The organism is Atlantibacter sp. RC6 (assembly GCF_014193285.1).
Classification (GTDB): domain Bacteria; phylum Pseudomonadota; class Gammaproteobacteria; order Enterobacterales; family Enterobacteriaceae; genus Atlantibacter.
The window spans coordinates 101,381-128,151 of the sequence record NZ_JACHZE010000009.1; the positions used below are offsets into that span (position 1 = coordinate 101,381).

Sequence of the window (26,771 nt, forward strand, 5' to 3'; positions counted from 1 at the left end):
TGCCCAGGTAAAAGCCCTGAGCGGTACACAGGATGAAAAAGCGCAGCAAACCGCCCAGTTGCAGAAAACGCTGGCGGAAAACCAGAAGCAAAAAGCGGAGTTTCAGAAGCAGATTGCTGACTTAACCGGCGACCAGTCGGCAAAAGCGAAAGCGCTGGCCGAACTGCAACAGCGGCTGGCAGAACGTGATAAAACCCTGCAGGAGCTAACTGCCCAGGTAAAAGCCCTGAGCGGTACACAGGATGAAAAAGCGCAGCAAACCGTCCAGTTGCAGACAGCGCTTGAGGCAAGTCAGAAAAAGCTCGCGAGATTAACCGATGAACAGGCGATAAAAACCAAAGCATTGGCCGATCTGCAATTACAGTTAGCCGAGCGCGATAAAGCGTTACAGGCATCAAATACCCAGTTAAAAAATGCCCTTGGCGCCCAGGATGAAAACGCACAACGAGCCGGACAATTACAAAAATCGCTCGTAGCGAGCCAGGAACAAGCCAAAGTTTATCAACAGCAGATCGCCGCTCTGAGCGCGACATCTCTAAGTGATAAAAAAACAGTGGATGAAACGCAAAAATTCCTCACTGAAAGCCGTAATAAAGCGGCTACGCTTGAGAAAAAAATAAACGAACTCACCACTGCTCAAAAAGAAAAAGACAAAACACTCAGTACGCTGCAACAAAATCTGGCAGGAAGCCAAAAAGACGGCGAGGCAATGAAAGCGAAATGGCTTGAGGCCAACAAACAACTTGAAGCGCAATCAAAACAGCTTGCTGAATTGCAAAAAGCGAAGCCTGCAGTGGCGGCTACAGCCAGGCCAACCAGCAAAGATGAACTGCGGGATTATGCACTGGGTGCATACTGGGCTCATGAAATTCTCAGTATGATTAAGAGCAAAGAAGGTTATGGATACCATATTGCCCAGCAACAAGTGTTGAACGGGGTGAATGACGAAATCAATAATCAGCTTAAAATACCCAAAGATAAGCTGGTGAGCGCCCTGAAAGAACTGGATGAAGCAAAGAAACCAGCGTATCGAAAGCAGCACTTTCCGAAGGCAGTAAATATATTGCGCAGTTTAGTAAAACGACTGGCGTGAAGCGCGCATCATTAGGTTATTACTATCTGATCGTGGATAAGGGCACTGGAAAGATTAAAAACAACGATACCGTTGCGGTCACCATGCGTGAGAGTTTGCCCAACGGTAAAGTTATCAATGATATGAGTAAAAAAGGTTCGGTGCTTGCCTTGCCGTTAAATCAGTTCCCGCCGCTGTTTAAATCGGCGATTTCTCAGGTGAACAATCATGGTGAACTGCGGATTGTGGTGCCGCCTGAACTGGCGTATGGCGAAAAAGGCAGTATGCCGGACATCCCGCCAAACTCCACCATGATCTATGACATCAAAGTCGTTGATGTATCTCCGGGGGCAAAAAAGCCAGCGGGTTAATGCCATAAAAAAGGGCCGATGATTCGGCCCTTTAATTTACTCGGTTACGGTAACGCTCTGCCCATCAAAACTCACAGTCTGACCAGCGATAATCTTGCAGCGCTTACGGGTTTCAATCACGCCATCTACCTTCACCAGCCCTTCGCTGATAGCGATTTTGGCCTGGGCACCGCTTTCGCTCCAGCCTTCAAGTTTCAGCAGGTCACACAGCTCAACGTGGGGGTGCTTACCGAGAGAAAACGTCGCCATCTTATTCGCCCTCCACGTCGTGATACTCTTCGCAAGCCTGCAAGGTGTTTTGAATCAGCGTTGCCACTGTCATCGGCCCAACGCCGCCCGGCACTGGCGTGATATAAGAAGCACGCGCAGCGGCTTCTTCGAAAATCACATCCCCGACGACCTTGCCGTTATCCAGGCGGTTAATGCCAACATCAATCACAATCGCGCCTTCTTTAATCCACTCACCAGGAATAAAGCCCGGTTTACCCACCGCGACCACCAGCAGATCGGCATTTTCTACGTGCTGGCGCAGATTTTTAGTAAAGCGGTGAGTGACAGTGGTGGTACAGCCGGAGAGCAGCAGTTCCATACTCATCGGGCGGCCGACAATATTGGATGCGCCGATAACAACGGCGTTCAGCCCATAAAGGTCGATATTGTAGCGCTCAAGCAGCGTCACAATACCGCGTGGGGTGCAAGGACGCAGACGCGGCGCCCGCTGGCACAAACGGCCTACGTTATAGGGGTGGAACCCGTCGACATCTTTATCCGGCGCGATGCGCTCCAGTACTTTGACATTGTCGATGCCCGCAGGCAGCGGCAACTGTACCAGAATACCGTCAATGGTTTTGTCGGCGTTTAATGTGTCGATAAGTTCCAGCAACTCTGCTTCGGTAGTGGTTTCCGGCAGATCGAAAGAGCGAGAAAGGAATCCTACTTCTTCACACGCTTTGCGCTTGCTGCCGACATAAATTTGTGAGGCGGGGTTCTGCCCGACCAACACCACCGCAAGCCCAGGCGCTCGTTTTCCGGCATCCAGGCGTGCTTTTACTTTTTGCGCGACTTCAAGTCGTACCTGCTGCGCAATCGTTTTACCATCAATAATCTTTGCTGCCATCAGAGAGAGGATTCCATCTGTAGTCTAAAAGGAGAGGGGATGTTGATATTTTGTCAGAAGCGCGGCGTGCTGTCAGTCACCAATAGCGGTTTATGCTTAAAAGGCAGGCAGACGGCGGAAAAGCCATTGACTCACAAGGCGCTCACCGTATAATTCCACGCGTTTCGCAGCGCCTTGTTTTTCATCACAGGATACCTGCTTAACTGCCTTTCAGGCGCCCTTAGCTCAGTTGGATAGAGCAACGGCCTTCTAAGCCGTGGGTCACAGGTTCGAATCCTGTAGGGCGCGCCATCTTAAGTTCTCCTGTACCCCTCTTTATTTGTACTACATGGCCATTATTGCTTCGCCTTAACGTTTCAGCTTGAAAATCAAGCGAATACATTTCGCGATATAAAATGTATTGATAAGCGAGGCGAATAAATAATATCTTCAAATTCTTCTTATCAATGATTGCTACTTTCTGCGACAACTAACCTGTATCTTTAGAGCCACTTAATACTACCAGCCTGCGTTTGAATGCCTTTTGAGTATGCGGATAAATAACCATGAATGATGGAAAGAGACAGCCTGTGCCTGACGTTGATGAAAAACATCTCTTAGATTTACTCCATCACAATTCCGATTGGGTCTGGGAAGTGGATGCTCAGGGGCGATACACCTGGGTTTCGGGTGTGGTACATGACTTGTTGGGCTATGAGCCAGGCTATGTGATCGGGCGTACTCCCTTTGATTTTATGCCGCCAGGGGAAGCGGAACGTGTTGCGGGGGCTTTTGGCGAAATCGTCGCCCAGCAGCGCGCGTTTTCCGGGCTGGTTAACCGTAATATGCGCGCCGATGGTCAGATCGTGGTGCTGGAAACCAGCGGCATTCCGCTGTTTAACGACAAGGGCGAACTAACTGGCTATCGCGGTATCGACAGAAATATTTCTAATCTTGGCGAGCGCGTTCTTCAGCTTGAAACCATCTATGACACGACGCCCGTTGCGCTGTGCATGCTGGATCTTGACGGGCGGCTGGTGATGTCGAATAAGGCCATGAACGGCTTGCTGAATATCTCGCAGGAACAGGCGATGAACAGCCACTTTGGGCGTCTGATGCCTGACGTCTGGCATCAGTTTCAGGATGATTTCATCCTTGCCGAATCCGGTGTGGAAATTCCGGGGCGTGAGATTATCTGGCACGATCGCTGTTACGACACGCAACCTGTCGCCCTGTACAACGCCAGCAATCGCGTCGTGGGGCTGTCGGTGACTTGGGTAGATATCACCGCACGTCGCGAGGCGGAGCAAAAGCTGGCGGGCGCCAACCAGGTCCTGCAACAATATGCCCAGCGCGATCATTTAACCGGCCTGTATAACCGTCGTTATATGGACGAATGTCTGCTTAACGAAATTAACCAGGCCATCGACGGCGGTTTCCCGCTGTCGGTGTGCCTGGCGGATATCGATTATTTCAAACGCTACAACGATAACTATGGCCATCAGTCCGGCGATAACTGCCTGCGCGCCGTTGCTAAAGCCTTGGTTTCATCAAGGCGGCGTCCTGAAGACAATGTAAGCCGTTACGGCGGCGAAGAGTTTCTGGTGATTTTACCGCGCACCGATCAGGCCGACGCGCTGGCGGAAGCGGAGCGCCTGCGCGAAAACATCACTGCGCTGAAGCTGCCGCACGTTGCCAGCCCAACCGGCCATCTCACCATCAGCATTGGCGTGGCGACGCTCTACGTCTGCGAATCGCTGCCGTCAGCTACGCCGCTGCATATGATCGCCAGCGGCTTAATCCATCGGGCCGATACGGCGCTGTATGCCGCAAAAAACCGTGGACGTAATCAGGTGGTGGCGATGCCGGAGAATGCCGCGCAATGATGCTCTTATAACGCCCGATATGTCCGCTGCGGGCGCCCGACTTTGCCATAAACAATCTCCGCCACAATCTGCTGGCGGCTGGCGGCGAACTCCAGATAGCGCCGGGCGGTAGTGCGGCTCAGTTTGAGTTCATCCGCCACCGTTTCTGCGGTATGCCGCGCCAGCGGGTCGGCGAATAGCCGCTGGACTTTCGCCAGCGTCAACGCATCAATACCCGGCGGCAGTGCTTCCTTTTGTTCGCCTCGCGCATAAGCGTTAAACATATCATCGATTTGCCGCTGGCTGGCGCTGGCATGCCTGGCGAGCAATGCGTAACGCTGCTGAAAACGGCTGAGGGTTTGCCCAAGCCGTTCATAGGCAATGGGTTTGACCAGGTAATCAAACACGCCGCAACGCACGGCTTCAGATACGGTATCCATATCGCTTGCCGCGGTGGTAAATACCACGCCGCCGGTGAATCGGGCCTGGGAAAGCTCATGCAGCAGCGTGATGCCCTTGCCGTCGGGTAAGTAATTATCCAGCAGGATCAGCGCCGGTTTGAAGCGGGCGATCATGTCCCGGGCCTGCGCCAGATTGCCAGCCAGCCATACCGTCCCGTAGCCGGGAAAATGGCGAACAAATTCGGCATGCATTTCCGCCAGCGGCGTTTCGTCCTCAACTATCAGAATTGTCAGAGATTGTTCCATTACTCTTGTTCACTTTCGGTATAAAAACGGAAAACAAAGCGCCGTAGGGCTGATTATCCTCAACGGTGATCACGCCACCGCAGCGGCTCACAAAACTGGCGATAAGATATAGCCCGATGCCGTGCTCGCCCGGCGCATCAGTTTTGGTGCTGACGCCCTGATGGAAAATCGTCTGGCGCAGCGCATCTGGCACGCCGCATCCCTGATCTGCCACCTCAATAATCACGTCATCGCCTTCATCGCTCAGGAACAGTTCCACGGTTTTATTGCCCTGGGGATTATTCAGGCAAGCTTCAAACGCATTATCCAGTAAATTGCCGACGATTGCGGCGAACTCGGTGCTGTCCATCTTTTGCGGAAGTTGATGCAGCACGCAGCCGGGCACCAGCGTTAACGTCAGCCCCAGCTCTCGCGCCCGTTGGCATTTACCAAACAGCAACCCCGCCACCTGGCGATCGTCAACCGCCTCGCGCAGGCTGTCAATCAACTGCTGCTGCGCCTGGGATTCCCCTTTCACCATCGCCAGCACCCGATCGTACTCTTTCATTTGCAGCAGACCGGTGAGGGTGGACATCCAGTTAAGATGTTCATGGCGCAGCGTCCTGAGGCTTTCAACGTACTGCTTAATTTGCGTCAGTTGTGCGTTCAGGGCGCTGATTTCATCCTTACTGCGAAAGCTAATAATCGCACCCAGCAGCGCATGCTGGTAGCGGATCGCGCCGCGATTGGCGATAACGCTCAATCCATTAAACGTGCACATGACGTCCTGGCGCGGCTCTTCAATGCGCTCGGTGAAAAAATCGCAAGGGCTAACCACCTCGCCGATATGGCTCCCCAGCCACTGGCGGCCCGGAGAGGCTAAGCCCAGCATTTTACGGGCGTTGCGGTTGATTGCTGTGATAAGCCCATCGGGATCGACGGCGATCAGCCCTTCGAATACCGAACCAAACAGCGCTTCCTGCTGACGCACCACGCGCGCGATTTGCTGCGGTTCCATGCCGAGCATCTGGCGGCGAATATGGGCGGCGAACAGCCACGACAGCAGCATCAAAATTATCAGGACAACCACGAACACACCGGCCAGCGGCAGCAGAAAATCGAGCCGCCAGCTGTTGATTTTGCTTACTAAATACCCCAGCGATACCACGCCGATCACCTGCTGATGCTCATCAAAAATCGGCGTTTTGGCGCGCATCGCCATGCCGATTGAGCCCTCACCGGTAATAAAATAGCTTTCGCCTTTTTCCAGCGCGCCGGGTTTGGTCCATTGCATCGGATAGCCAATTTTGGCCGGATTAGGATGATAAAGACGCACAGAGTGGCTATCGCCGATCACCACGTAATCAAAATCGGAACCGGTGGATAATTTACCGACAATTTGCCTCAGCCGGCCGGTGTCGCGATGTTTTACCGCATCGACCACACTGTCATTAGAGGCGATGATTTTGGCCTGGTTCATGGCCATGCCGCGCACGTGCTGGGTCAGATAATCTTCAAAACTGGCGGAGAGATATTTGCCCAACACGCTGATTAATAGCGTTGATACCACCAGTAATAAAAGAAAAATCCGTAACGGAAACGCCAGACGGCGAAAAAAGTGCAATAAGTTAATTTGTTTTCTCCCGGTCATCACGCTTCCTTTAAATACCGAAATGAATCGGGGTCCTTCGATTGTTATTTAATTGTTTCTGTTAGACGCGTCAGACGCCGGATTATCGTTGCAGATTAATGGCGTTAAATCAATTAAACACATTAAAACCATGAACTGCGTCGAAGGGAATTTAATTAACCAAATAAAAACCATAAAGTCTATTTTAATCCCTGAAGGGTTTGTGAAATATATCAAAATTCAGATTTTGAATAGTGCGTAATCTTTCTGCGCATATCACACTGTTGATGGAAGTGCCTGCGTTGCGGGCTTTTTTATTATTGCAGCAGTTAATTAACATTTATTCCCCACCTTACACATTGCGCAGGGACGGATACCTATGTTTGGCAATACCGTGTTCACACGGGTAAAGCGCAGCGAAAATAAGAAAATAGCCGGGATAACACAATTCCTGCGTGAAAACGATTTGAGTATCGATACGACCGTTGAGATATTTATTACGGTTACGCGTAATGAACGCCTCATCGCCTGCGGCGGCCTTGCCGGAAATATTATTAAATGTGTCGCCATCGATGAGTCAGTGCGTGGTGAGGGGTTAGCGCTTACCCTGGCCACAGAATTAATTAATCTGGCCTACGAGCGATTTTGCACGCAGTTATTCATCTATACCAAAACCCAGAATGAAGCCCTGTTTAAGCAGTGCGGGTTTTTTACCCTGGCGCGGGTGCCGGGCGTGATGGTGCTGATGGAAAACAACGCCACGCGCCTGCAACAGTACGCCAGCTATCTCACGACACAGCGCCGGGACGGCAACAAGATCGGCTGCATCGTGATGAACGCCAACCCGTTCACGCGCGGCCACCGCTACCTGGTGCAGCAGGCTGCGGCACAGTGCGACTGGCTGCATCTGTTTTTAGTCAAAGAGGATACCTCCCGTTTCCCGTATGAAGACCGGCTGGCGCTGGTGCGCGCCGGAACAGCGGACATCGAAAAACTCACGGTGCATCGCGGCTCGGAGTACCTCATTTCCCGCGCCACCTTCCCGTGCTACTTCATTAAAGAACAGAGCGTCATTAACCACTGCTATACCGAAATCGATCTGCAAATCTTCCGCAATCATCTTGCCCCCGCGCTGGGCATTACCCATCGCTTCGTCGGCACAGAACCGTTTTGCAAGGTGACCGCCAGCTATAACGCTGATATGCGGCGCATTCTTCAGGACCCGGCCAATCCCGCGCCGCCAGTGCAGCTGGTGGAGATTGAGCGCCTGCAGTATCACGACATCGCCATCTCCGCTTCCTGGGTGCGCAAGCTATTGGTTAAGCGCGATTTCGCGACCATTGAGCAGCTGGTTCCCGAGGCCACCGCCCGTTATCTGCATCGTATGTTGGCTGACAGCGGCTTACGTTCGACAGCGCTTCAAACCGAATCCGTATTAACTACAGGTGAACCATGAAAATTACCCGTCCTGCCGTCGCTGGCACGCTGGAGTCCGGGGATGTAATGGCGCGCATCGCGCCCCTCGACTCGCACGATATTGAGCTGCAAATCAACAGCAGCGTGGAAAAACAGTTTGGCGCCGCCATCCGCGCCACTGTTCTTGAGGTCCTGACGCGCTATCAGGTGCGCGGCGTTCAGGTGTTTATTGATGATAAAGGCGCGCTGGATTGCGTATTACGCGCACGTCTGGAAACGCTGCTGGCGCGCGCCTGCGAGATCACGGCGTTGCCCTGGGAGGTGCGTTCATGAAACTTACCCCCGAACAACGTAAATCCCGCACCCGCCGCAGCATGCTGTTTGTCCCCGGTGCCAATGCCGCGATGGTCAGCAACGCGTTTATCTATCACGCCGATGCGCTGATGTTTGACCTGGAAGACTCGGTGATCCTGCGTGAAAAAGACGCCGCTCGCCGTCTGGTGTTCCACGCCCTACAGCATCCGCTGTATCAGGACGTTGAAACCATCGTGCGGGTCAATGCGCTGGATTCCGATTACGGCGTGGCGGATCTCGAAGCCGTGGTGCGCGGCGGCGTGGACATTGTGCGCCTGCCAAAAACCGACACGGCCCAGGACGTGATTGATATCGAAAACCACATCGCGCGTATCGAAGCGGAATGTGGCCGCGAACCCGGCAGCACCGGCCTGCTGGCCGCTATCGAATCACCGCAGGGCATTACTCAGGCGGTGGCGATTGCTCATGCCTCACCGCGCCTGATCGGCATTGCGCTTGGCGCGGAGGATTACGTGCGCAATTTGCGCACCGAACGCTCGCCGGAGGGCACCGAGCTGCTGTTTGCCCGCTGCGCCATTCTGCAGGCGGCGCGTGCCGCAGGCATTCAGGCGTTCGATACCGTCTATTCCGATGCCAACAACGAAGCCGGTTTTCTGAGAGAAGCCGCGCATATCAAACAACTGGGTTTTGACGGTAAATCGCTGATTAACCCGCGCCAAATCGAGCTGCTGCACAACCTGTACGCCCCGACCCGGCAGGAAGCGGAGCACGCCCAGCGCGTGGTCGACGCCGCCGAGGCCGCGGCGCGTGAAGGGCTGGGCGTGGTATCGCTCAACGGCAAGATGGTGGATAGCCCGGTCATTGAACGGGCGCGTCTGGTGCTGTCCCGGGCAGCGCTTTCCGGTTTTCGTGAGGAGTAACGACATGCAGCAAACCACACTACGGCAGGCGCGGGTCAGCGCAGGGAAGGGCGATCATCCGGCCTTTCAGCCCGCCTCAAAACTCAATCTGCAAACCCAGAAGCCGCGCGATAAAAAAGTGTGCGCCACCCTGCAAGAGGCTATTCGCCGTTCAGGATTGCAGGATGGGATGACCATCTCTTTCCATCACGCTTTTCGCGGCGGCGATTTAACGCTGAATCTGGTGATGGACGCCATTGCCGGGATGGGTTTTAAAAATCTGACCCTGGCCTCCAGCTCGCTCAGCGATTGCCATGCGCCGCTGGTGGAACATATCCGCAATAACGTGGTAAGCCGGATTTATACCTCCGGGCTGCGCGGGCCGTTGGCGGAAGAGATTTCCCGGGGTTTACTGGCCGAACCGGTACAAATCCACTCCCACGGTGGCCGTGTTCAACTGGTCAACAGCGGGGAACTGGCGATCGACGTGGCGTTTCTCGGCGTGCCCTCCTGCGACCCCTATGGCAACGCCAATGGCTACACCGGCTCAGCCTGTTGCGGCTCGCTGGGCTACGCCAAAGTGGATGCGGAGCATGCCCGTCAGGTGGTGCTGCTGACCGAAGCGCTGCTACCGTATCCGCATCATCCTGCCAGCATCGCACAGGATTGCGTCGATTTGATCGTGCAGATCGACCGCGTCGGGGATGCCGATAAAATCGGCGCGGACGCCACCCGCATGACGTCGAACCCGCGTGAGCTGCTGATTGCCCGCCACGCGGCGGACGTGGTGGTCAATTCCGGCTACTTCAAACCCGGTTTTTCGCTGCAAACCGGCACCGGCGGCGCATCGCTGGCGGTGACACGTTTTCTGGAAGATAAAATGCGCAGCCGCAACGTCTACGCTGATTTCGCGCTGGGCGGCATTACTTCCACCATGGTCGATCTGCACGAAAAGGGCTTGATCAAAAAGCTGCTCGACGTGCAGAGCTTTGACCGCGCCGCCGCAGAGTCCCTGGCCCGAAATCCTAATCACATTGAAATCAGCGCCAACCAGTACGCCAACTGGGGCTCTAAAGGCGCGAGCGTCGACCGTCTCGATGTGGTGGTGCTGAGCGCGCTGGAGATCGACACCCAGTTTAACGTCAACGTGCTGACGGGTTCCGATGGCGTGTTGCGCGGCGCATCCGGCGGCCACTGCGACACGGCGGTCGCGGCGGCGCTGTCGATTATCGTCGCGCCGCTGGTGCGCGGGCGGATCCCCACCCTGGTTGATAGCGTGACGACCTGCGTCACCCCGGGCTCAAGCGTCGACATCCTGGTGACCGACCACGGCATTGCCGTCAATCCGGCGCGTCCGGAGCTGGCGGAGCGCCTGAAACAGGCCGGGCTGCGCGTCGTTACCATCGAATGGCTGCGGGAGAGAGCGCGCATCCTCACCGGCGATCCCTGCCCAATTGCCTTTACCGATCGGGTCATCGCCGTGGTGCGCTACCGCGACGGCTCGGTGATCGACGTGGTTCATCAGGTGAAGGAATAGGCCATGACGCGTTCTGCGGATCGTGCCGTTACGCTGCCGGCGTTGCTGGCCAGCCGTGATGCGCGCCAGGCGCGGCAAACGGCCTGGCTTAAGCAACACGGAGTGACGCTGATTTCCTTCACCGTGGTGGCCCCCGGCCCGGTGAAAGACAGCGATCTCACCCGGCGGATTTTTAGTCACGGCCTGCAAGCGCTGGATCATATGGCGCGTAACGCCGGTTGGCCGGTCATCACCCAGGCATCCTTTGCCTTGATCACCGGTCCCGAAGCGTTATGGGCGGTAAACGCCCCGGCGCAGACGGTGAAACGCGCCGCCATCGCCCTGGAGCAGACGCACCTGCTGGGGCGGCTGTGGGATATCGACGTGTTAACGCCGCAAGGCGAAATCCTGAGTCGCCAGCAGTTTTCCCTGCCGCCCCGCGCCTGCCTGATTTGCTCCCGCGCTGCGGTGCTTTGCGCCCGTGAGCAATCTCATACCCTGGCCGAACTGTTGGCCCATATGGAGGCGCGGCTGAATGATGTCGAACACGCATGAGCAAGAGGGGATTGCGCCGCACATCGCCGCGCATTACAGCGACTGGGCCTGGCGCGCCATGCTGGCGGAAGTGAACCTTTCGCCCAAGCCAGGCCTGGTGGACCGCTATAACAGCGGCGCGCACAGGGATATGGCGCTGGAGGATTTTTATCGCAGCGCGGATGCCATCCGCCTGTGGTTGCCGCGCTTTGTGGAGATGGGCGCATGCAGCGCTGGCTTGCCGGAAAGCGCAGTGCTGACCGCGATCCGCCCCATCGGGATGGCCTGCGAAGCGGCAATGTTTCGCGCCACTTATGGGGTGAATACCCACAAAGGCAGCATTTTCTCGCTGGGGCTGCTGTGTACGGCGGCGGGGCGCTTAAGCCAACAGAAGAAGCGGGTCACGCCAGAGGCGCTGTGCCGTCTGGCGGCGGGGTTTTGTGAAGGGATCGTCGCGCGTGAACTGGCGCAGCATAACGCCGGGCAAACGGCGGGCCAGCGCCTCTATATGCAGCTCGGTTTGACCGGCGCGCGAGGCGAAGCCGAAGCCGGATTCCCGCTGGTGCGCGACCATGCGCTACCCCATTACCAGGCCCTGAAAGCGCAGGGCGTCGACCCGGAGCTGGCGCTGCTCGACACATTACTGGTGCTGATGGCGCGCAATGGCGACACCAATGTGGCGTCGCGCGGCGGCGCTGACGGGCTGCGCTGGTTGCAGCAAAGGGCGATCGCCCTGCTGCGCCAGGGCGGCATTCGCCACGCTGGCGACCTCCCTGCGCTCGCAGAATTCGATAAGGCCTGTATCGCCCGCCATCTTAGCCCCGGCGGCAGCGCCGATCTGCTGATCGTGACCTGGTTTTTAGCTGAAATTTCAACCGTTAATTCTCAAACACTCTCAAGTACAAGCTTTTCATGGAGAAACAGCGATGACTGCTTCAAAAGATAAGATATGGAAGTTACTGGCCCCGCTTATTGTGATGGGGATCATGTTGCTTATTCCGGTTCCTGACGGCATGCCGCCGCAGGCCTGGCACTATTTTGCCGTATTTGTCGCGATGATTGTCGGGATGATCCTCGAACCCATCCCGGCAACGGCGATCAGCTTTATCGCCGTCACGATATGCGTTATCGGCAGCGATTATCTGCTGTTCGGCGCTGAAGAGCTGGCTAACCCCAAATTCGATGCCGGTAAAGAGGCGCTGAAATGGGGGCTGGCGGGTTTCTCCAGCACCACGGTCTGGCTGGTGTTCGGGGCGTTTATTTTCGCGCTGGGTTATGAAGTGACCGGCCTGGGGCGGCGTATCGCACTGTTTATGGTCAAGTTTATGGGTAAGCGTACCCTGACGCTCGGCTATGCCATCGTGATTATCGATATCCTGCTGGCGCCGTTTACCCCGTCGAATACCGCGCGCACCGGTGGCACGGTGTTTCCGGTGATTAAAAACCTGCCGCCGCTGTTTAACTCCCATCCCAACGACCCGTCATCACGCCGCATCGGCGGCTACCTGATGTGGATGATGGTGATCAGCACCAGCCTCAGTTCCTCAATGTTCGTTACTGGCGCAGCGCCGAACGTGCTGGGCCTGGAGTTCGTCAGCAAAATCGCCGGTATTCAGATCAGCTGGCTAACCTGGTTCCTGAGCTTTTTACCGGTGGGCATTATTCTGCTGATCGTCGCGCCGTGGCTCTCGTATGTGCTGTACAAACCGGAAGTAACCCACAGCGCGGAAGTCTCCAGTTGGGCCAGCGGCGCGCTGAAAGAGATGGGCGCATTGACCCAGAAAGAAATCACCCTGATTGGCCTGGTACTGCTGAGCCTGGCGCTGTGGGTGTTTGGTGGCGAAGCTATTGACGCTACCGCGGTGGGGTTGCTGGCGGTATCGCTGATGTTGGCCCTGCACGTGGTGCCGTGGAAAGATATCACCAAATATAACAGTGCCTGGAACACCCTGGTGAACCTGGCGACCCTGGTGGTGATGGCCAACGGCCTGACCCGTTCCGGCTTTATCGACTGGTTTGCTAAAACCATGAGCACCCACCTGGAAGGGTTCTCACCCACCGGCACCGTGATCGCGCTGGTGTTAGTGTTCTACTTCGCGCACTACCTGTTCGCCAGCCTGTCAGCCCATACCGCCACCATGCTGCCGGTGATCCTGGCGGTGGGTAAAGGCATCCCGGGCGTACCGATGGAACACTTATGTATTCTGCTGGTGCTGTCTATCGGTATCATGGGTTGCCTGACGCCGTATGCCACCGGCCCTGGGGTGATCATTTACGGCTGCGGCTACGTCAAGTCCAAAGACTACTGGCGGCTCGGCGCGATTTTCGGGGTGATTTATATCTCGATGCTGATGCTGGTCGGCTGGCCGATTCTGGCGCTCTGGAACTGATCCTCACCTTGTTGATAAGCGCCTCGTCGGGGCGCTTTTTTTATGTTTTACCACCCCCCAATCTTTTCCCCAGCGTGAAGTGGTTCAGGTTAGCGGAATGTTATAAAGTCGAACCTTGTTTGGTTGACTTTAATTATTCCAGGGAGCATCACCCATGAACCGGCAGCGGCAAGCCGATCTGTTGTTAGTTTTAACCACGCTTATTGCCGCCTGCGGCTGGATCTTCTCCAAAGAAGCTATTGCCGGAATGCCGGTGTTTGCGTTTCTTGGGGTACGGTTTTTCTTTGCCTCGCTGGTGCTGTTGCCGTTTTGTCGCGGCCAGGCTATCCCGCGTCATCAATGGCGGCAGGTGCTGACCAGCGGAGTCTGGATGGCGTTAACCATGTGCCTGTGGATCTACTCGGTATCCAGCACGCCGTCGCTGGGCGAGGGGGCATTTATTATGAGCCTCGCCATGCTGTTTGTGCCGCTGACGGCGTGGGTCATGATGCGGGTGCGTCCGGCGCGGGCCTATTGGGAATGTCTACCGGTCGCGGCGATAGGTCTTGCGCTGTTGAGCCTGCACAGCCCGGTATCCTTTCACCCCAGCCAGGGCTGGTTTTTACTGACGGCGCTGGTGCAGTCGATCTCGTTTTGTTACACCAGCCGCTGCGCCCGGGAAGTGCCATTAATCCCGCTGACCACCGCACAATTGATGATGACGGGTCTCGTTGGTCTGGCGATTTCCGCCAGCTTCGAACACATTACCCAGCCGTTTAGTTGGTCCATCGCGCTGTGGGTGCTGGCCAGTATTTTCATCGCCACCAGCCTGCGTTTTGCGTTGCAGCTACAGGGACAAAAATATGCCGCCGTCGCCAGCGCCGCCCTGATTATGGTGCTGGAACCGCTGTTTACCGTGATTGCAGCCGGGATTTGGTATGGCGAGCGGCTGCCCACCCAAAAAATTATCGGTGGCATACTGATCCTGCTGGCTCAAATCTGGTTCCGCTGGCGCATGATCAACCGCGTTTAAATCCTCTTCCCCTATGCAGTCATTTTGACAGTTAACCAGGTCAAAATGACTGTGTTTCAGATAGTCATTTTAACATTTTTCTCGATCGGTAAATCCAATAAAATCATTAAAAACATAAAGTTAAAAAGTTGGCATGCAACTTGATATGTAAGCCATATCACAATCGAATTTACTCTCATGAACACAAGAGGTTGATATGGCTATTCTGGTTAAGAACAATATTTCCTGGGTTGGACAGCGTGACTGGGAAGTTCGCGATTTTCACGGCACCGAATACAAAACGCTGCGCGGCAGCAGCTACAACAGCTATCTCATCCGTGAAGAAAAAAATGTGCTGATCGACACTGTCGATCATAAATTCAGCCGCGAGTTTGTGCAGAACCTGCGCGGCGAAATCGATCTGGCGGATATTGACTACATCATCATCAACCACGCCGAAGAAGATCACGCGGGGGCGCTGACCGAGTTGATGACCCAGATCCCGGATACTCCGATCTACTGCACCGCCAACGCCATTGATTCGATCAACGGTCATCACCATCACCCGGAGTGGAATTTCCACGTGGTAAAAACCGGCGACGTCCTGGATATCGGCAACGGCAAGCAATTGATCTTCGTCGAAACCCCGATGCTGCACTGGCCGGACAGTATGATGACCTATTTGACTGGCGATGCGGTGCTGTTCAGTAATGACGCTTTCGGCCAGCATTACTGCGACGAGCGCCTGTTTAACGATGAAGTGGATCAGACTGAACTGTTCGAACAGTGCCAGCGCTACTACGCCAACATCCTGACGCCGTTTAGCCGCCTGGTCACGCCCAAAATCACCGAGATCCTCGGCTTCAACCTGCCGGTGGATATGATTGCGACCTCTCACGGCGTGGTATGGCGTGAAAACCCGACCCAAATCGTCGAGCTGTATCTGAAATGGGCGGCGGACTATCAGGAAGATCGCATCACTATTTTTTACGACACCATGTCTAACAACACTCGCATGATGGCCGATGCCATCGCGCAGGGCATCAACGAAGTTGACCCGGTGGTGGCGGTGAAAATCTTCAACGTGGCGCGCAGCGATAAAAACGAAATTCTGACTAACGTGTTCCGCTCCAAAGGCGTGCTGGTGGGGACCTCCACCATGAACAACGTGATGATGCCGAAAATCGCGGGCCTGGTGGAAGAGATGACCGGTCTGCGCTTTCGTAACAAACGCGCCAGCGCATTCGGTTCACACGGCTGGAGCGGCGGCGCGGTGGACCGTCTGTCTACCCGTTTGCAGGATGCCGGTTTTGAAATGTCCCTGAGCCTGAAAGCCAAATGGCGTCCGGATGTGGATGCACTGGAACTGTGCCGCCAGCATGGCCGCGACATTGCCCGTCAGTGGGCGCTCGCACCGTTGCCGGAAGCCGCAGTGAAAGCGGATCCGAAGCCGGATGACAGCGCCAGCGCTGCTGCGCAAGCCGATCCCGGCCCTTGCATGCAGTGCAGCGTTTGCCAGTGGATTTACGATCCAGCAGTCGGCGAGCCGATGCAGGATGTCCTGCCGGGTACCGCGTGGAGCGACGTGCCGGATAACTTCCTGTGTCCGGAATGTTCACTGGGCAAAGAGGTATTCGACGAGCTGGCAACGGAGGCGGTATGAGCCATGGGATTGTGATTATCGGGTCGGGCTTCGCGGCCCGGCAACTGGTCAAAAATCTGCGTAAACAGGACAGTCAGGTGGCAATTACCGTGATTGCCGCCGACAGTATCGACGAATACAGCAAGCCTGATTTGAGCCACGTCATTAGCCTGCGCCAGCGCGCCGACGAGATGACGCGCCAGTCGGCGGGGGAGTTCGCCGAACAGTACAACGTGCGCCTGTTCCCGTACACCTGGATCAAAGAGATCGATGCCAACGCCCGCGTGGTGAAAAGCACCGATAACCAGTGGTCTTACGACAAACTGGTGCTGGCGACCGGGGCCAGCGCGTTTATCCCGCCGGTGGCGGGGCGCGAACTGATGCTGACGCTCAACAGCCAGCTGGAGTACCGCGCCTGCGAGTCGCAATTGTTTGATGCGCGTCGGGTGCTGATCGTTGGCGGCGGTTTGATCGGCAGCGAACTGGCGATGGACTTCACCCGTGCGGGTAAATCCGTCACGCTGGTGGATAACGCAGCCAGTATTCTGGCTTCGCTGATGCCGCCGGAAGTGAGTAGTCGCTTACAGCATCGTCTGACGGATATGGGGGTGCATCTGCTGCTCAAATCGCAGTTGCAGTCGCTGGAGCAAACCGCCAACGGCATTCGCGCTAACTTCGATCGCGATCGTTATGTAGACGTGGACGCGGTGATCTCCGCGACGGGATTACGCCCGGAAACCGCGCTGGCGCGTAGTGCTGGCGTTGAAGTGAATCGCGGGATTGTGGTGGACAGCACGCTGAAAAGCAGCAATCCGGATATTTACGCGCTGGGCGACTGTGCAGAAATCGACGGTCAGTTGCTGCCATTCCTGCAACCGATCCAGATAAGCGCCATGACGCTGGCGAAAAACCTGCTTGGCGGCAACGCGCCGCTAAAACTTCCTGCCATGCTAGTGAAAGTTAAAACGCCGGAACTGCCGCTGCATCTGGCGGGCGACACCCGCCGCAGCGATCTGAACTGGCAAATTATCACCGAAGCCCAGGGCATGGTGGCAAAAGGCGTGGACGATGAAGGCCAACTACGCGCTTTTGTGGTAAGTGAAGACAAGATGAAAGAGGCATTTGCCTTGCTGAAAGCCTTGTCTGCGTAAAGCAGTCACCCTCATTTCTCAACGCACAAGGACGTGCAATGTCAGTGATTTAGCACTTTTTTGCCCCGTTGCCCCGGGGCGTTTTTATTTCAGATTTTCTTAATATTTCCGGGATAACGTGCGGCTTATAGTGGCGGCGGCGCTTGAGGCTTTTTGCCTCATTAACGCAGGGTAGTGAAGTGGTGTTGTGCGGCAGAAAGAAGAAAGCCCCGAAGGTCAATTTTCATTAACCAACGAGGCTACCTCTGATGCCCAAACAACATCAGAATAGCCTCTTACCTGTCGCAAGACAAGGAGAAGAAAGCATGAAACTGCCGCGAAACGCCCTGATCTGGTGTGTATTTATGGTGTGTTTGACACTGTTGATATTCACGTATCTGACGCGAAGTTCGCTCTGCGAGCTGAGGGTGAAAGACGGAAGCAGGGAGGTCGCTGCGTTACTGGCTTACGAACCTGGTAAGTAGCACCTGGAGGCGGGGGACACCCCGCCTTTTCAGGCTGGTGTGGGCATGCATATCGAAAGCGCCTTTTAACAGGGCTGCCAGTGTTTTGCTGGCAGCCCTTTTCTGTTTTTAACACACCAAAGTGCCGCCTGCCGGAGGCGTATCTCTTTCAGAAAATCTCAATACTGTGGGTGATTACAGAAGGCTTATAGTGGCGGCGGCGCTTGAGGCTTTTTGCCTCATTAACGCAGGGTAGTGAAGTGGTGTTGTGCGGCAGAAAGAAGAAAGCCCCGAAGGTAATTTTTCAATTAACCAACGAGGCTACCTCTGATGCATGAACAACATCAGAATAGCCTCTTACCTGTCGCAAGACAAGGAGAAGAAAGCATGAAACTGCCGCGAAACACCCTGATCTGGTGTGTATTTATGGTGTGTTTAACACTGTTAATATTCACATATCTGACGCGCAGTTCGCTCTGCGAACTGAGGGTGAAAGACGGAAGCAGGGAGGTCGCTGCGTTACTGGCTTACGAACCTGGTAAGTAGCACCTGGAGGCGGGGGAAACCCCGCCTTTTCAGGCTGGTGTGGGCATGCATATCGAAAGCGCCTTTTAACAGGGCTGCCAGTATTTGCTGGCAGCCCTTTTTCAGATCGAATCGTTGCCAATCCCGCAAACCGCGCGACGTCAATGTTCATCATCCCGGCACATGGCATACTGCCCACAACACTCTGTTTGGGATTGAATTATGCAACGTGTAACCCTGTCACTTGACGATGATTTACTGGCTGAAGTGGATGCGTTAATCCAGACCCGCGGCTATCAGAACCGCTCCGAAGCGGTGCGCGATTTGGTGCGCGCCGGGTTGCAGGATGCCGCCGCCAGTAGCGCCAGCGGCCCGTGCATCGCGGCGCTGTTTTATATTTACGATCACGAGGCCCGCGAATTGTCGCGCCGGTTAACGCGCACTTTCCATGACCATCACGACCTGTCGCTCACCAGCCTGCATGTGCATCTTGACCACGGCAGTTGCCTTGAAGTGTCGTTGTTGAAAGGGGAAACCCAGCAGGTACGCACGTTCGCCGATAAGGTGATTACCGAGCGCGGCGTGCGTCATGGCCAGGTCATTGTTGTGCCGGTTGAGCACGACGAAGCGCATCCTCATCACCACCACGATTAACCCCGCCATTGCAACGTGCCGCCAGCCCGGCACGTTTTCTCTTTAACGCAAATCCCAGGATAAACCGTGTCGACACAAATGCCGACTCGGCATTTCACACCGATCGACATCTTCTTTTTATAGCGTTAATTTTTAATTAACTATTTGATTTATAAAAAAATTAAAGAAAATATTTAAACTGGCATACTTCCTGCTTAAAGCCTGCTGACTAGACCAGCAGTGGGCAATGCCGACGGTATCGACTCGCTGTTATTCATATGATTCTGGAGGGTACAGCGATGAATCGCTTCGTGATTGCGGAGCCACAGCTATGTATCGGATGCAATACCTGTATGGCTGCCTGTTCGGAGGTCCATAAGGCTCAGGGATTACAATCGCATCCACGTCTGACCGTCACCCGCGTTGACGAGCAGACCGCCCCCATGCTTTGCCGTCACTGCGAGGATGCCCCCTGCGCCAGGGTGTGCCCGGTGAACGCCATCACGCATGAAAACGACGCCATCGTACTTAACGAAAGCCTGTGCATCGGCTGTAAGTTATGCGGCCTGGCCTGTCCTTTTGGGGCCATTACGCCATCGGGCAGCCGCCCGCTGTCTATCCCCTCGCAATTCGAAAACTACGTCCCGGCGAATCTGCTGGCCGATGTGCCAGAAAGCCCTGCCAGCATGAATCCATTCCTTGCCTGGAACGCCGGGGTGCGCAGCGTGGCGGTGAAGTGCGACTTATGCGATTTCCGTGCGGAAGGCCCGGCCTGCGTGAGGTCATGCCCGACGGCGGCGCTGAAACTGGTGGATGAACGCGGCATCGCGCGGGAGGCAAAAGCGCGGCGTCTGGCGGCGATGAGCAGTCTGCCGCCGGAACTGAACCTGTTTCCCACCGCTTCTCAGGAGCAGAAATTATGATGGATCCTCTTCAGCTTCTTTTATGGGCCACCGTGTTTTACGTCGCAAGCGGCTGCGCGTCTCTGCTGCTACGCCATGCAGAGACGGTTGCGATTTATGTCGCCGGCGCGGGCGCCATGATCGGCGGCATTCTGGGTATTGCCGCCGCGTGGCCGGTGGTGATGGGCGGCGACGCGGTGACATTCGCTACCCAGGGCCTGTTTCCGTTTGCCGCCTTCAGCGTGCGTCTCGATGGCCTGGCCGCCTTTATGCTGCTGGTGATTTCCCTGCTGGTAGTGGTGTGTTCGCTGTACTCGCTCTCCTACGTTCAGGAATACCGCGGGCGCGGCGCGTGGGGCATGGGGTTCTTTATGAACCTGTTTATCGCCTCGATGGTCGGTCTGGTGGTGATGGATAACGCGTTCTACTTCATCATCCTGTTTGAAATGATGTCGCTGGCGTCATGGTTCCTGGTTATCGCCGAGCAGGATGAAGAATCGGTCAGCGCCGGGCTGCTGTACTTTTTTATCGCCCACGCCGGGTCGGTGCTGATCATGATGGCGTTTTTCCTGCTGTGGCGGGAGAGCGGCAGCCTTGATTTTGCCAGCTTCCGCGCTCTGCAACTCTCGCCGGGCAGCGCCTCTGTGGTGTTCCTGCTGGCGTTTCTGGGCTTTGGGGCGAAAGCCGGGATGTTGCCGCTGCATAGCTGGCTACCCCGTGCGCACCCCGCCGCGCCGTCTCATGCGTCGGCATTAATGTCGGGCGTGATGGTGAAAATCGGTATCTTCGGGATCATCAAAGTCGGCATTGATCTGCTCGCCACTCAGCTGTGGTGGGGGATCGTGGTGCTGGCGTTCGGCGCAGTTTCGGCAGTGCTGGGCGTGCTGTATGCGCTGGCGGAACATGACATTAAGCGCCTGCTGGCCTGGCATACCGTGGAAAACATCGGGATCATTTTGATGGGCGTCGGCGTCGGCATGGTGGGTATCGCCACCGGCCATCCGGTGCTGGCGACGTTGGGCATTCTCGGCGCGCTCTACCATCTGGTGAACCATGCGGTGTTTAAAGGGCTGCTGTTTCTCGGCGCGGGGGCGATTATCTACCGGGTTCATACCCGGGATATGGAAAAAATGGGCGGCTTAGGCAAGCTGATGCCGCTGACCGGCCTGGCGTTTCTCATCGGCTGTATGGCGATTTCCGCACTGCCGCCGCTCAACGGGTTTATCAGCGAGTGGTACACCTATCAGTCGCTGTTCACCATGAGCCGCGACGGCAGCTTTATCATGAAACTGAGCGGCCCCATCGCTATGGTGATGCTGGCGATCACCGGCGCGCTGGCGGCGATGTGCTTCGTGAAGGTGTATGGCATCAGCTTCTGCGGCGGCGCGCGCAGCGAGAAAGCAGCCCAGGCGCGTGAAGTGCCGTGGCCGATGACCGCCGCCATGCTGTTGCTGGCGCTACTTTGTGTGGTGCTGGGTGTTGGCGCGCCGTGGATCGCGCCGGTTATCGCAAACATCGCCGCCGGGCTGGTGCAAACGCCCGCCGTCACGGTGAGCGAAGGGGCGCTGCTGGTGCCGGGGGTGGCCCATCAGGCGATGCTCTCGCCGGCGGTGATGTTCATTCTGCTGCTGGCCCTGCCGCTAATCCCTCTGATGATTTATCTCTCTAACCGCCGCGGGCAACAAGGCTTCCGTCGTCGCGGCGAGCCGTGGGCCTGTGGTTATGCCTGGGAAGAGGCGATGTCGGCGTCCGCTGGCAGCTTCACCCAGCCGCTGCGCGTGATGTTCTCCTCGCTGTACAAACTGCGCCGTCAGCTCGATCCGTCTGCCGGGCTGGGTCGCGCATTGGAGAAAACCACCGCAGGCGCCACCCGCGTCGAGCCGTTCTGGGATGAAAAAATTATCTATCCGTTGGTCCGTCTGACCCAGTCTGTGGGCAGCGGGATACAGCGACTTCAGGGTGGGGATTTCCGTCTCTACTGCCTGTACGTCGTGGCGGCGCTGGTCGTTTTACTCGTGATCACCGCGGTCTGAGGAGGGAGCGCATGTTAACGCAACACACACCGACGCTGACCATGGGGCTGTTCGCGCTGGTTCAGGCCCTGATTATGCTGGGGGTTACCCCGTTACTCACCGGGATCTCCCGCCAGATCCGCGCCCGGATGCATTCGCGTCAGGGGCCTGGCATCTGGCAGGACTATCGCGATATCGCCAAATTACTCAAACGCCAGGAAGTGGCGCCGGCGCAATCAGGCGCGATGTTCCGCATCATGCCTTATGTGCTGCTGGGTTCGATGCTGCTGGTGGCGATGACCTTACCGATTTTCACCCTGATGTCGCCGTTCGGCGGGGCAGGGGATTTGATCACGCTGCTGTACCTGTTCGCGCTGTTCCGCTTTTTCTTCTCGCTCTCCGGGCTGGATACCGGCAGTACTTTCGCCGGGATAGGGGCCAGCCGCGAACTGGTCATCGGCATTTTAGTCGAGCCGACGCTGATTCTGGCGCTGCTGGTGGTGGCGCTGATCGCCGGCTCCACCAACATCGGCACCATCAGCGCCACTCTGGCGCAGGGCTGGACCTCGCCCACCGCCACGCTGCTGGCGTTTATCGCCTGCGCCTTCGTCTGCTTTATCGAGATGGGCAAACTGCCGTTTGACCTCGCGGAAGCGGAGCAGGAGTTGCAGGAAGGGCCGCTGACCGAGTACTCCGGTTCCGGTTTCGCGCTGGTGAAATGGGGGCTGGGCCTGAAGCAGGTGGTGGTGGCGCAGCTGTTCCTGGCGGTGTTTATCCCGTTCGGCAAAGCGGCGGAATTTACCCCGCCAGCGTTGATGTGGGCGGTGCTCGCCACCTGCATCAAGCTGCTGGTGGTGTTCGTGCTGGCAGGGCTGATTGAGAACAGCCTGGCGCGTGGACGCTTCTTGCTAACCCACCGCGTCACCTGGCTGGGCTTCGGCGTTGCGACGCTGGCCTTCGTCTTTTACTTAACCGGTCTGTAAGGAGCCAGGGAAACCATTATGGAAACTATCGCACTTGCGACCCTGCTGATCCCTTTTATCGGGGCGCTGCTCACGGCCTGCCTGCCGCAGCGTTACGCGCCGTGGTTGTGCACTCTCATTGCGCTGCTGGCGACGCTGGGCACGGTTCAACTGGCGTGGCTGTTTTATCTGGGCGGCATGGAGGCCACCACGCTGTCGCTGGTTCAGTACGGCGACGTGGCGCTGTTTGGCTTCACCCTCGATCGCGTCAGCACACTGATTGTCTTCGCGGTGGTGTTTTTAGGCTTCCTGGTCAGCCTTTACTCCACCGGCTATCTGACCAAAGGCAACCGCGAACATCCGCACGACGGCACCAACCGCTACTATGCGCTGCTGCTGGTGTTTATCGGCGCGATGGCCGGGCTGGTGCTGTCATCCACTATCCTCGGGCAACTGCTGTTTTTCGAAATCACCGGCGGCTGTTCCTGGGGCCTGATCGGCTACTACCAGAGCGCGAAATCCCAGCGCTCCGCCATGAAAGCGTTGCTGATCACCCATGTGGCGTCCATCGGCCTGTATCTGGCGGCGGCGACGCTGTTCCTGCAAACCGGCACCTTCGCGCTGAGCGCGCTGGCGGAGCTGGATGGCCCGGCCAGCCTGATCGTGTTCGGCGGCATTCTGTTTGCGGCCTGGGGTAAATCGGCGCAACTGCCGTTGCAGGCCTGGCTGCCGGACGCCATGGAAGCGCCCACCCCGGTGAGTGCTTACCTGCATGCCGCGTCGATGGTGAAAGTGGGCGTGTACATTTTTGCCCGCGCCATTCTCTCCGCTGACCAGGTGCCGCACGTCATCGGCTGGATCGGCATGGGCATGGCGAGCCTCACCATCGTCTACGGCTTCATGATGTACCTGCCGCAGAAAGACATGAAGCGCCTGCTTGCCTGGTCGACAATCACTCAACTGGGCTGGATTTTCTTCGCCCTGTCGATGGCGGTGTTCGGCTCGAAAGAGGCCTTCAACGGCGGTATCGCCTACATCTTCAACCACGCCTTCGCCAAGAGCTTGTTCTTCCTGGTGGCGGGCGCGCTCAGCTACAGCTGCGGCACCCGTATGTTGCCGAAGCTGAAAGGGTTGATGCGCACGATGCCATTGCTGGGCGTTGGCTTCTGCGTGGCGGCGCTGGCCATTGCCGGTGTGCCGCCGTTCAACGGTTTCTTCAGCAAGTTCCCGCTGTTTGCCGTCGGTTTTGCGCTCTCCAGCGACTATTGGGTCATGACCCCGCTGATGGTGCTGCTGCTGGTTGAATCGGTAGCAAGCTTCGCCTGGCTGCTTTACTGGTTTGGGCGTGTGGTCCCCGGCGAACCGAGCGAGGCGGTGGCGGATGCCTCGCCTGTGTCGGTTGCGATGCGGGTGGTGCTGATTGTCCTGGTGGTGATGTCGCTGTGCTCCAGCGTCATTGCTGTCGCCTGGTTGGGATAAGGGAGTCGAACATGACCGGAACACTTATCGTCAATAACCTTGCGGGGGTGATGATGATCACCTCGCTGCTGGTGATTGGCGTCAAACGTCCTGCCGCTGCGTGCGGGTTCTACGCGCTGCAATCACTGATGCTGGTGGGCATTTTTATCACCCTCGCGGAAACCCTCAACGCCCATGAGCTGCTTTCCTGGTCGATCAGCGCCTTTATCACCAAGGTGGTGATGGTGCCGCTGATCATGGGCTACGCGTTTCGCAAACTCTCCGATCCCAGCGCCAATGCCGGCATTATCAGCCCGGCGCTGCTGATGGTGGCCGCCGCCGTCATCGTGCTGTTGGCCTGGTTCGTAGTGGAACCCGTCCAGGTGCCGCTGGTGACGGAGCTGAAACCGGCGCTGGCGGTATCGCTGGGCCACTTCCTGCTGGGGCTGCTGTGCATCGTCACCCAACGCAACATCCTTAAACAGGTATTCGGCTACTGCCTGATGGAAAACGGCTCTCACCTGACGCTGGCGCTGCTGGCGAACCGCGCGCCGGAACTGGTGGAAATCGGGATCGCCACGGACGCGATATTTGCCGTGATCGTGATGGCGGTGTTGGCGCGCAAAATTTATCACACGCTCAACACGCTCAATGTTGATCAACTGACGGCGCTGAAGGGGTAAGCAGATGAATGACAGTACGATGTTTTTCTGGCTGCTGGGCATACCGCTGGTGGCCGCGCTACTGGCGTTCGCCTGCCGGTTACTCGGCGACGGTGCGCGCGGCGTGGTGACGGCACTGCATGCCGCTGCCATCACCGCGCTGCTGGGCGTCAGTCTGTGGGGCGTGGCGCTGGTGTATGAACACCAGGATTTGCTGGCGGCGCACCAGTGGCTGCATCTCGACAGCCTGAGCGGCCTGTTCCTTGGGCTGCTGGGCGTGGTGGGGTTCTTAACCGGCCTCTACTCCATCGGGTATATGAACCATGAGGTCCACAGCGGCGAACTGAGCGTGAAGAGCCTGTGCAACTACTACGGTTTCTTCCACCTGTTTATCTTCACCATGCTGCTGGTGGTGACCAGTAATAACCTGATCCTGATGTGGGCGGCCATCGAAGCCACCACCCTGAGCTCGACCTTCCTGGTGGGGCTGTACGGCCAGCGTTCATCGCTGGAGGCGGCCTGGAAATACATCATCATTTGTACCGTCGGGGTGGCGTTCGGCCTCTACGGTACGGTGCTGGTGTACTCCAACGCGGCGGGCATGTTGCCAAATCCGGGCGATGCCATTTTCTGGACCGAAGTGATGAAACACCCGGATTTGCTGGACCCGACGCTGATGCACCTGGCGTTTGTGTTCGTGTTGATCGGCTTTGGCACCAAGATGGGGATTTTCCCGATGCACGCCTGGTTGCCGGACGCGCACAGTGAGGCGCCCAGCCCCACCAGTGCGCTGCTCTCGGCGGTGCTGCTCAACTGCGCACTGCTGATCATCGTGCGCTACTACATCCTGATCAGCGCGGCGATTGGTCCGCAGTTCCCCAATACCCTGCTGATTGTCTTTGGCATGTTGTCGGTGGCGGTGGCGGCGTTCTTTATCCTGGTGCAACGCGACGTGAAGCGCCTGCTGGCCTATTCGAGCGTGGAGAACATGGGGCTTATCGCGGTGGCGATCGGCATCGGCGGGCCGCTTGGCGTGCTGGCCGGACTGCTGCATACCCTCAACCATAGCCTGGCGAAAGCGCTGCTGTTCTGCGGCTCCGGCAACCTGCTGTTGAAATACGGCACCCGCGATCTGGACGTGGTGCGCGGCATGATGCGCGTCGCGCCGTTCAGCGCGGTGCTGCTGGCAGGCGGCGCGCTGGCTCTCGGCGGGATGCCGCCGTTTAACGTGTTCCTCAGCGAGTTTATGACCGTGACCGCCGGGCTGGCGGGCGAACATCTGTGGCTCACCATCGTGCTGCTGCTGTTGCTGACGGTCGTGCTGGGCGGGTTAATCCGCATGGTCGCGAAAGTGTGCTTCGGCGAGGCGCCGCAGGCGGTAGCGAAAGGGGAGTTGGGCATTCTGACCACGTTGCCGCTGCTGATCCTGTTGGTGCTGATGCTGGTGATGGGCACCCACATCCCGAAACCGGTGACGTACATGCTGGAGCGCGCGTCCACCATCGTCCTGAATCAGCCCGATTCACAACAGCGCTATTCATGGCCGTGGGCCACCCACGACGCATCTATTACCGCCACCACCCATCGTCAGGAGAAGTAA

At 56.9% G+C, this 26,771-nt stretch carries 26 protein-coding genes, 1 tRNA gene and 2 pseudogenes; 25 read left to right on the top strand and 4 right to left on the bottom strand.

Going from position 1 to position 26,771, the window contains the following annotated elements; translation table 11 throughout:
- The coding region (locus FHW74_RS18005; RefSeq protein WP_183171726.1) for a hypothetical protein at positions 1-1,093 on the top strand (1,093 nt) is incomplete at its 5' end.
- Positions 1,090-1,443, top strand: coding sequence for an FKBP-type peptidyl-prolyl cis-trans isomerase (locus tag FHW74_RS18010; RefSeq protein ID WP_183171727.1), 354 nt, complete (start codon positions 1,090-1,092; stop codon positions 1,441-1,443). The genes FHW74_RS18005 and FHW74_RS18010, both read left to right, overlap by 4 nt.
- 36 nt (positions 1,444-1,479) lie before the next feature.
- Here the strand turns inward: FHW74_RS18010 and ybcJ are convergent, their stop codons facing one another.
- Together ybcJ and folD are read right to left on the bottom strand one after the other, a co-directional pair.
- Positions 1,480-1,692, bottom strand: coding sequence for a ribosome-associated protein YbcJ (gene ybcJ / locus FHW74_RS18015; RefSeq protein ID WP_183171728.1), 213 nt, complete (start codon positions 1,690-1,692; stop codon positions 1,480-1,482).
- Between the two features lies 1 nt (position 1,693).
- Positions 1,694-2,560, bottom strand: coding sequence for a bifunctional methylenetetrahydrofolate dehydrogenase/methenyltetrahydrofolate cyclohydrolase FolD (folD, locus tag FHW74_RS18020; protein WP_183171729.1), 867 nt, complete (start codon positions 2,558-2,560; stop codon positions 1,694-1,696).
- Between the two features lie 214 nt (positions 2,561-2,774).
- Between folD and FHW74_RS18025 the strand changes: the two genes are divergently transcribed.
- Together FHW74_RS18025 and FHW74_RS18030 are read left to right on the top strand one after the other, a co-directional pair.
- Positions 2,775-2,851 (top strand) — tRNA-Arg (locus FHW74_RS18025).
- Positions 2,852-3,129: 278 nt separating this feature from the next.
- Positions 3,130-4,425 carry a diguanylate cyclase gene (locus FHW74_RS18030; protein ID WP_370528048.1) on the top strand — a complete coding sequence of 432 codons (1,296 nt, stop codon included), beginning with the start codon at positions 3,130-3,132 and terminating at the stop codon, positions 4,423-4,425.
- 5 nt (positions 4,426-4,430) lie between these two features.
- Here the strand turns inward: FHW74_RS18030 and dpiA are convergent, their stop codons facing one another.
- Both dpiA and dpiB read right to left on the bottom strand, forming a co-directional pair.
- Complete coding sequence (gene dpiA, locus FHW74_RS18035) at positions 4,431-5,111, bottom strand: two-component response regulator DpiA (RefSeq protein WP_183171731.1); 681 nt, start codon at positions 5,109-5,111, stop codon at positions 4,431-4,433.
- Complete coding sequence (gene dpiB / locus FHW74_RS18040) at positions 5,080-6,741, bottom strand: sensor histidine kinase DpiB (RefSeq protein WP_183171732.1); 1,662 nt, start codon at positions 6,739-6,741, stop codon at positions 5,080-5,082. The genes dpiA and dpiB overlap by 32 nt, the downstream gene beginning before the upstream one ends.
- Positions 6,742-7,099: 358 nt before the next feature.
- On the opposite strand from dpiB, the gene citC reads away from it, so the two are divergent.
- From citC to FHW74_RS18135, 21 genes and pseudogenes are all read left to right on the top strand, one after another.
- On the top strand, positions 7,100-8,176 hold the full coding sequence (citC, locus tag FHW74_RS18045; RefSeq protein WP_183171733.1) for a [citrate (pro-3S)-lyase] ligase: 1,077 nt from the start codon (positions 7,100-7,102) through the stop codon (positions 8,174-8,176).
- A complete protein-coding gene (gene citD, locus FHW74_RS18050) occupies positions 8,173-8,469 on the top strand; it encodes a citrate lyase acyl carrier protein (protein WP_183171734.1) in 297 nt (98 codons plus the stop codon). The genes citC and citD overlap by 4 nt, the downstream gene beginning before the upstream one ends.
- Entirely contained in the window at positions 8,466-9,371 is a 906-nt protein-coding gene (gene citE, locus FHW74_RS18055; RefSeq protein ID WP_183171735.1) for a citrate (pro-3S)-lyase subunit beta, read from the top strand. The genes citD and citE overlap by 4 nt, the downstream gene beginning before the upstream one ends.
- Positions 9,372-9,375: 4 nt before the next feature.
- Positions 9,376-10,887, top strand: a complete 1,512-nt coding sequence (citF, locus tag FHW74_RS18060; RefSeq protein ID WP_183171736.1) for a citrate lyase subunit alpha — start codon at positions 9,376-9,378, stop codon at positions 10,885-10,887.
- A 3-nt stretch (positions 10,888-10,890) separates the two neighbouring features.
- Positions 10,891-11,421, top strand: coding sequence for a citrate lyase holo-[acyl-carrier protein] synthase (citX, locus tag FHW74_RS18065; protein ID WP_183171737.1), 531 nt, complete (start codon positions 10,891-10,893; stop codon positions 11,419-11,421).
- On the top strand, positions 11,402-12,346 hold the full coding sequence (gene citG / locus FHW74_RS18070; RefSeq protein ID WP_183171738.1) for a triphosphoribosyl-dephospho-CoA synthase CitG: 945 nt from the start codon (positions 11,402-11,404) through the stop codon (positions 12,344-12,346). The genes citX and citG overlap by 20 nt, the downstream gene beginning before the upstream one ends.
- Complete coding sequence (locus tag FHW74_RS18075) at positions 12,327-13,790, top strand: anion permease (protein ID WP_183171739.1); 1,464 nt, start codon at positions 12,327-12,329, stop codon at positions 13,788-13,790. The genes citG and FHW74_RS18075 overlap by 20 nt, the downstream gene beginning before the upstream one ends.
- A gap of 154 nt (positions 13,791-13,944) precedes the next feature.
- Entirely contained in the window at positions 13,945-14,802 is an 858-nt protein-coding gene (locus FHW74_RS18080) for a DMT family transporter (RefSeq protein WP_183171740.1), read from the top strand.
- Positions 14,803-14,998: 196 nt separating this feature from the next.
- Positions 14,999-16,444 carry an anaerobic nitric oxide reductase flavorubredoxin gene (norV, locus tag FHW74_RS18085; protein ID WP_183171741.1) on the top strand — a complete coding sequence of 482 codons (1,446 nt, stop codon included), beginning with the start codon at positions 14,999-15,001 and terminating at the stop codon, positions 16,442-16,444.
- A complete protein-coding gene (gene norW / locus FHW74_RS18090; RefSeq protein WP_183171742.1) occupies positions 16,441-17,574 on the top strand; it encodes an NADH:flavorubredoxin reductase NorW in 1,134 nt (377 codons plus the stop codon). The genes norV and norW overlap by 4 nt, the downstream gene beginning before the upstream one ends.
- 248 nt (positions 17,575-17,822) lie before the next feature.
- Positions 17,823-17,975: pseudogene (locus FHW74_RS23035) on the top strand (Hok/Gef family protein); the annotation flags it as partial.
- Positions 17,924-18,034 carry a DUF5431 family protein gene (locus tag FHW74_RS22905; RefSeq protein WP_370528050.1) on the top strand — a complete coding sequence of 37 codons (111 nt, stop codon included), beginning with the start codon at positions 17,924-17,926 and terminating at the stop codon, positions 18,032-18,034. The pseudogene FHW74_RS23035 and the gene FHW74_RS22905, both read left to right, overlap by 52 nt.
- A gap of 313 nt (positions 18,035-18,347) precedes the next feature.
- A pseudogene (locus tag FHW74_RS23040) lies at positions 18,348-18,500 on the top strand (Hok/Gef family protein); the annotation flags it as partial.
- Positions 18,449-18,559, top strand: a complete 111-nt coding sequence (locus tag FHW74_RS22915) for a DUF5431 family protein (RefSeq protein ID WP_370528051.1) — start codon at positions 18,449-18,451, stop codon at positions 18,557-18,559. The pseudogene FHW74_RS23040 and the gene FHW74_RS22915, both read left to right, overlap by 52 nt.
- A 205-nt stretch (positions 18,560-18,764) precedes the next feature.
- A complete protein-coding gene (nikR, locus tag FHW74_RS18105; RefSeq protein WP_183171745.1) occupies positions 18,765-19,196 on the top strand; it encodes a nickel-responsive transcriptional regulator NikR in 432 nt (143 codons plus the stop codon).
- Between the two features lie 278 nt (positions 19,197-19,474).
- Entirely contained in the window at positions 19,475-20,098 is a 624-nt protein-coding gene (locus tag FHW74_RS18110; protein ID WP_183171746.1) for a 4Fe-4S dicluster domain-containing protein, read from the top strand.
- Positions 20,098-22,110, top strand: a complete 2,013-nt coding sequence (gene hyfB / locus FHW74_RS18115) for a hydrogenase 4 subunit B (RefSeq protein WP_183171811.1) — start codon at positions 20,098-20,100, stop codon at positions 22,108-22,110. Before FHW74_RS18110 ends, hyfB begins: the two co-directional genes overlap by 1 nt.
- Before the next feature lie 11 nt (positions 22,111-22,121).
- Positions 22,122-23,072 carry a respiratory chain complex I subunit 1 family protein gene (locus tag FHW74_RS18120; protein WP_183171747.1) on the top strand — a complete coding sequence of 317 codons (951 nt, stop codon included), beginning with the start codon at positions 22,122-22,124 and terminating at the stop codon, positions 23,070-23,072.
- Between the two features lie 18 nt (positions 23,073-23,090).
- Positions 23,091-24,530, top strand: coding sequence for a hydrogenase 4 subunit D (locus tag FHW74_RS18125; protein ID WP_183171748.1), 1,440 nt, complete (start codon positions 23,091-23,093; stop codon positions 24,528-24,530).
- Between the two features lie 11 nt (positions 24,531-24,541).
- Entirely contained in the window at positions 24,542-25,192 is a 651-nt protein-coding gene (gene hyfE, locus FHW74_RS18130; RefSeq protein WP_183171749.1) for a hydrogenase 4 membrane subunit, read from the top strand.
- A gap of 4 nt (positions 25,193-25,196) precedes the next feature.
- Positions 25,197-26,771, top strand: a complete 1,575-nt coding sequence (locus tag FHW74_RS18135) for a hydrogenase 4 subunit F (RefSeq protein WP_183171750.1) — start codon at positions 25,197-25,199, stop codon at positions 26,769-26,771.